Origin of the sequence: Psychrobacter sp. UBA3480 (assembly GCF_002377945.1) — a bacterium.
Classification (GTDB): Bacteria; Pseudomonadota; Gammaproteobacteria; order Pseudomonadales; family Moraxellaceae; genus Psychrobacter.
The window spans coordinates 1-5,484 of sequence record NZ_DFQV01000014.1 but is presented as its reverse complement, the minus strand read 5'-3'; the positions used below and the strand labels follow the sequence as shown (position 1 = coordinate 5,484).

Sequence of the window (5,484 nt, the reverse complement as noted above, 5' to 3'; positions counted from 1 at the left end):
GGAACCATCTGAAAAGGCTCATTAATCAATTAATAGACTACTCATAGTAGACTGCTGTAGTGGAACCACTTAATGAGTACTGAGCATCTTCGGTCTTTCCTTGGCTACATCAGCGATCAGATGCCGTGAGCACTTGGTCATTTTTTGAATATCAGAATAGCTATGACCTGATTTGAGCAGACTAGCGATGATCTTGCGCTTTTTCGTATCTTTCCTACGTCCTGAATACTTACCTTCTGCCTTAGCACGAGCAATACCTTGCATCTGACGGTTACGGCGATCTTCATAGTCTTTTCGAGCAATGGCTGCGAGCATATCCAGCATCATCGAGTTAATGGCCTGCAATACACTGCTCATAAATTCTGTACTGCTTTCAGATTGAAGCGCCATATATGAGGTCGGCAGCTCTTTTGATACGATAGAGAGCTTTTTCTCTGATAGCATTCTTTTTAGCGTATCCCAATCAGCTTGGTTCAAACGCGCCAAGCGATCAATCTGCTCAACTAAGATCACATCGCCCTTATGAGCGTCTTCAATCAGCTGCATCAGCTTTGGTCGCGCCAAGATAGCGCCTGATTCGTTTTCGACATAGAAGGCAGCAATTTTGTGGCCATGATCGTTGGCAAATGCTATGAGCTCGCTTTTGGCACGCTTAGCATCTTGTTCTTTGGTAGACGCTCGTAGATACGCTCTAATAAACATAAACACCTAAAATAGTCTGTTATAAGTGGTTCCATTATACCAGTCTGTTTTAAGTGGTCTGTTAATACGTTTGAGTGGTGAAATAGCTGGTTCCCTTGGGGTATACTCATGTAGAACTGCATGTAATAACACTAATTTGGACTTTGATAATGAAAAAGGATAAACCATACATTGTTGTGGTTTAATATTGTTGTAACAACGGTAACTTTACTTATTTAATAGAAGAAAAAACAAAATCAATTAGCGATGTTTAAACTGGTATTCATTGATGGTCACTTTAATTAGATATAAAGTAAGTAAACAAAAAGTCAGTAAGGTAATTGATAACGTGTCTAAACGAACCATAAGTATGTTGGCTAAAGAACTGAGTGTAAATGTCGAAACAATTCGCTTTTATGAACGCAAAGGCTTAATTAAACAACCACCAAAGCCTATGCAGGGCTATAGACATTACCCGAAAGAAACGGTAAATAGAATACATTTTATCAAGCGTTCTCAAGAATTAGGTTTTACGCTAAATGAGATTGAAGGGTTACTTGCGTTAAACGATAGTCCATGTAGTAAAGTACAAGAATTAGCTAATAAAAAACTGATCGCAGTACAAAAAAAGATGGCTGACTTGTTGTTGTTAGAACACGCTTTGGAAGAACATTTAGGACAATGCCAAAATAATGATGACGATAGCCACTGCCCAATAATTGATTCGTTGCAACCGAAGTAAATGATTCACTTAACTACCATTTCCCACTAAAACAGCATATCCAATTTTACTTCTGCGCCTTAATTCAAGTTAGCTTATTCCCCGTATCTGTCGTAGCAGATTATCAAAGATAAATTTTTTATAAATCACCCTTGACTCCGTACTTAGGTACATGCAATACACTTGCATTATCTAATGAGGTATCTATATGAATCAAAAAGAATCAAACCTTCCAATGATAGGAGGCATCATAGCAGCATTAGGCGCAGGCGTATGCTGTGTAGGTCCTTTGCTCCTGTTATTACTTGGGGTAAGTGGCTCATGGATTGGTAATTTAACTGCATTTGAACCCTATAGGCCATTATTTATCGCATTTGTAGTGTTGTTGTTTGGTTACTCAGGTTGGAAAATTTACCGTCCTGTAGAAGAGTGTGAGCCGGGAACGGCCTGTGCAATTCCTAAGAAACAGCAACAACGAAAAGTCATTTTCTGGCTGAGCGCTATAGTTGCGACAATTTTAGTGACCAGTAATTATTGGATACTTTTGTTTGCTTAATATACAGATCAAGAAATTTATAACATTTTAAAATTTGGAGCTAATTATGAAAAAATTATTATTAACCGCACTGCTTTCACTTTCTAGTTTTGGTGCTTTTGCTGAAGTAAAAACAGTTACACTGGAAGTGCCAACGATGAACTGTGCGACATGTCCAATCACAGTTAAAAAGTCATTAGAAAATGTTGATGGCGTTGAAAATGCGAAAGTTACCTACAAGCCTAAGCTAGCTGTTGTTTCTTTTGATGACACTAAAACCAACATCAATGCATTAATTGCAGCGACTACCAACGCTGGCTACCCTTCAAATTTAAAAAGTGAAAATAAGTAATATTTAGCCCCTTAGAACTAGTTACGCGTATCGGAGATAAAGCAGGCTCTATAGGTGCACTTGTTTCGGCAATGGGATGCGCCATGTGTTTTCCCGCGATAGCTAGTCTTGGTGCGGCAATTGGGATGGGATTTCTTAGTCAGTGGGAAGGGGTATTTATCAATACGTTGTTACCACTGTTTGCAGTATTAGCGCTGGCAATGAATATCTTAGGCTGGTTTAGCCATCGTCAATGGCACCGTAGTTTTATCGGTTCAATTGGCCCCATTTTGGTTTTACTCTCTTTATACCCTTGGTTCCAGTACGGGTGGAGTTCATACGTTACTTATACGGGGCTAGGACTAATGGTTGCTGTATCAATTTGGGACATGGTTTCTCCTGCGAATAAACGCTGTGATGATGAAACTTGTACCGCTTAACTTTTTAAGAGGAATAAAATATGTCAACGAATAGTTGTTGCTCGCCAAATGACATCCAGCCAGAACAATTACATGTAGCCATTATTGGTAGTGGTTCAGGGGCCTTTGCCAGTGCGATTAAAGCAGCAGAAGGCGGAGCAAGAGTTACTATCATTGAAGGAGCCGATGTAATCGGAGGTTGCTGTGTAAATGTCGGCTGTGTTCCTTCAAAAATATTGATCCGTGCTGCGCAATTAGCGCATCAGCAACGTACTAACCCGTTTGATGGTTTAGAAAATATTCAGCCACAACTTAGCCGCTCCTTATTAGCACATCAGCAAAACGCTCGCGTCGAAGAACTACGCGATGCTAAATATCAACGTATTTTAGAGAGTAATCCCGCGCTATCTTTACTTAAAGGTTATGCACGTTTTAAAAATCAAAATACCTTGCTAGTTCACAAGTCTGATGGTAGTGAAGAAGAGCTGGTTGCAGATCGCATTTTAATTGCAACAGGCTCTACACCAAGCATTCCGCCAATTAAGGGTTTAGTTGATACACCTTATTGGACATCAACAGAAGCCTTATTTGCAGAAGAGTTACCGAGTAGTCTAGTTGTCATCGGCTCCTCCGTTGTTGCTCTGGAAATTGCGCAAGCTTATGCCCGTTTAGGTAGCCGTGTGACAATTCTAGCCAGACATACCCTTTTATATGCTGAAGATCCGTTATTAGGTGAAAAACTGGCAGAGTGCTTTGAAAAAGAAGGTATTAGGGTACTTAATAATACGCAAGCAAGTCATGTTTCTTATGATAGCAATGGTTTTTCATTGGAAACTAACGAAGGAACATTAATCGCTGAAAAATTGCTTATCTCTACGGGTCGCCATGCAAATACTGGAAAGCTTGGTTTAGAAAATGTTGGTGTTGAAACAGATAAAAGTGGTGCCATTGTTGTTAATAGTATGATGGAAACATCAACAGCTAACATTTATGCCGCTGGAGATTGCTCCAATATGCCACAATTTGTTTATGTTGCTGCTGCTGCCGGAAGTAGGGCTGGAATTAATATGACAGGTGGAAATGCGCAACTCGACTTATCTACCATGCCTGCTGTTATATTCACCGACCCACAAGTTGCTACGGTAGGTCTAACCGAAGTACAAGCTTCAGCGGTAGGAATAAATACGATAAGTCGTGTACTTGATATGGAAAACGTACCAAGAGCTTTAGCAAATTTTGAAACGGATGGTTTTATCAAGTTGGTAGCTGAAGAATCCACGGGAAAACTGATAGGCGCACAAATTTTAGCCCATGAAGGCGGAGAACTGATTCAAAGTGCGGCTCTTGCTATTCATAATAAAATGACAGTCGAAGAATTGGCAGGTCAACTATTTCCGTATTTGACGATGGTTGAAGGATTGAAGTTATGCGCTCAAACCTTTAGCAAAGACGTTAAAGAGCTATCTTGCTGCGCAGGGTAATCATTTAACGGTAATGTACTTACAGAAATGTGAGACCATCCCAGATTCTGTGTAACTGCCATTTAGATTAAATGCTTACTGATACGATCATCAAACATAATCATAAAACGATTCAGAGCAGACGTCCAGTTACGGATTGGCATCGACCACCTTGACGATGCCTGCTGAGTTGCTAGGTAGACTACCTTGAATGCCGCCTGATCAGAGGGGAACACCTTACGCTTATTCACCGCCGTACGGATAACACTGTTTAGCGACTCTATCGCATTGGTAGTATAAATCGCTTTTCTGATGTCTTTCGGATACTCAAAGAACACCGTTAAGCCTTCCCAGTTATTACGCCAAGACTTGATGACATGCGGGTACTCTGTGCCCCAAGTCTCATCAAAGTGCTCAAGGTTGGCCTCTGCTATCTCAAGCGTATCAGCGCCGTAGATGGCTTTTAAATCAGCCGCTATTGCCTTCTTATCTGTCCAAGGTACAAACTTCATCGAATAGCGCACCATATGCACGATACACAGCTGAACCTTGGCTTTGGGATAAACGGTATTGATGGCATCAGGGAAGCCCTTTAGACCGTCAACACAAGCAATGAGGATATCTTGTACCCCGCGGTTTTGTAGCTCAGTGAGAACGCCTAGCCAGAACTTAGCGCCTTCACTCTCTGAGAGCCACATGCCAAGCAGCTCTTTTCTACCATCAAGTCCCACACCTAGTGCCAGATAAATAGCTTTGTTAATGATCTGCTTGTCTTGGCGCACCTTGACGACGATGCAGTCTAAATAGACGATAGGATAGACGCTGCTCAGTGGCCTGTTCTGCCAAGCGGTGATGTCGTCTAAGATATTATCGGTGACTCTTGAAACCAATGTACTTGAGATATCTACATCGTAGAGCTCTTTGATGCTCTCTACAATCTCGGTAGTGGTTTGACCTTTGGCGTAAAGGAATATGATCTTGTCATCAAGGCCTGAGATACGGCTTTGATGCTTACGCACTAACGCAGGTTCAAAGTCACCATCACGGTCTCTTGGGGTGGATATCTCAAGATCGCCTGTGTCACTGCGGACGGTCTTTTTAGTGTGGCCGTTGCGCTTGTTAGGCTTAGCCGCCTTTTCATGCTTGGGGTAGCCGAGATGGTCTTCCATCTCAGCTTCTAGTGCAGTGTCGATAAAAGATTGCATGAGCTGCTTTTGGAAGTCTTTAATGTCATCGAAGCTTTTCATGCTACCAGCCATCTGCTGGGCCAGTTTTTTAATGTCAGATTGAGTCGTCATTGCTTATTCTCCGGTTAAGGGATTATAAGCAGTTACACA

Annotated in this window: 7 protein-coding genes; 5 read left to right on the top strand and 2 right to left on the bottom strand. The window is 41.5% G+C overall.

Annotated elements, in window-relative coordinates; translation table 11 throughout:
• Positions 1-69: 69 nt before the first annotated feature.
• Entirely contained in the window at positions 70-702 is a 633-nt protein-coding gene (locus B2863_RS05320; RefSeq protein ID WP_296208035.1) for a recombinase family protein, read from the bottom strand.
• 268 nt (positions 703-970) lie between these two features.
• Between B2863_RS05320 and merR the strand changes: the two genes are divergently transcribed.
• From merR to merA, 5 genes are all read left to right on the top strand, one after another.
• Complete coding sequence (gene merR / locus B2863_RS05315) at positions 971-1,423, top strand: Hg(II)-responsive transcriptional regulator (protein ID WP_008110844.1); 453 nt, start codon at positions 971-973, stop codon at positions 1,421-1,423.
• 187 nt (positions 1,424-1,610) lie between these two features.
• Positions 1,611-1,958: a mercuric transporter MerT family protein gene (locus B2863_RS05310; protein ID WP_016899520.1), complete on the top strand. Its 348-nt coding sequence runs from the start codon at positions 1,611-1,613 to the stop codon at positions 1,956-1,958.
• Positions 1,959-2,004: 46 nt separating this feature from the next.
• Positions 2,005-2,289, top strand: a complete 285-nt coding sequence (gene merP / locus B2863_RS05305; protein ID WP_008110847.1) for a mercury resistance system periplasmic binding protein MerP — start codon at positions 2,005-2,007, stop codon at positions 2,287-2,289.
• The gene (gene merC / locus B2863_RS05300) at positions 2,289-2,708 is read left to right on the top strand and encodes an organomercurial transporter MerC (RefSeq protein WP_008467331.1); all 420 of its coding nucleotides are present in this window, start codon (positions 2,289-2,291) and stop codon (positions 2,706-2,708) included. The genes merP and merC overlap by 1 nt, the downstream gene beginning before the upstream one ends.
• A 20-nt stretch (positions 2,709-2,728) precedes the next feature.
• Positions 2,729-4,168 (top strand): mercury(II) reductase, encoded by a 1,440-nt coding sequence (gene merA / locus B2863_RS05295; protein ID WP_025643785.1) that lies wholly within the window; start codon positions 2,729-2,731, stop codon positions 4,166-4,168.
• Between the two features lie 62 nt (positions 4,169-4,230).
• On the opposite strand, the gene B2863_RS05290 is transcribed toward merA, so the two are convergent.
• Positions 4,231-5,445 (bottom strand): IS256 family transposase, encoded by a 1,215-nt coding sequence (locus B2863_RS05290; RefSeq protein WP_296208029.1) that lies wholly within the window; start codon positions 5,443-5,445, stop codon positions 4,231-4,233.
• Between the last annotated feature and the right edge of the window lie 39 nt (positions 5,446-5,484).

What these genes read in the sequence shown, in the direction of transcription:
- B2863_RS05320 (WP_296208035.1), bottom strand. Translation starts at nt 702, where the DNA reads ATGTTTATTAGAGCGTATCTACGAGCGTCTACCAAAGAACAAGATGCT.
- merR (WP_008110844.1), top strand. Translation starts at nt 971, where the DNA reads ATGGTCACTTTAATTAGATATAAAGTAAGTAAACAAAAAGTCAGTAAG.
- B2863_RS05310 (WP_016899520.1), top strand. Translation starts at nt 1,611, where the DNA reads ATGAATCAAAAAGAATCAAACCTTCCAATGATAGGAGGCATCATAGCA.
- merP (WP_008110847.1), top strand. Translation starts at nt 2,005, where the DNA reads ATGAAAAAATTATTATTAACCGCACTGCTTTCACTTTCTAGTTTTGGT.
- merA (WP_025643785.1), top strand. Translation starts at nt 2,729, where the DNA reads ATGTCAACGAATAGTTGTTGCTCGCCAAATGACATCCAGCCAGAACAA.
- B2863_RS05290 (WP_296208029.1), bottom strand. Translation starts at nt 5,445, where the DNA reads ATGACGACTCAATCTGACATTAAAAAACTGGCCCAGCAGATGGCTGGT.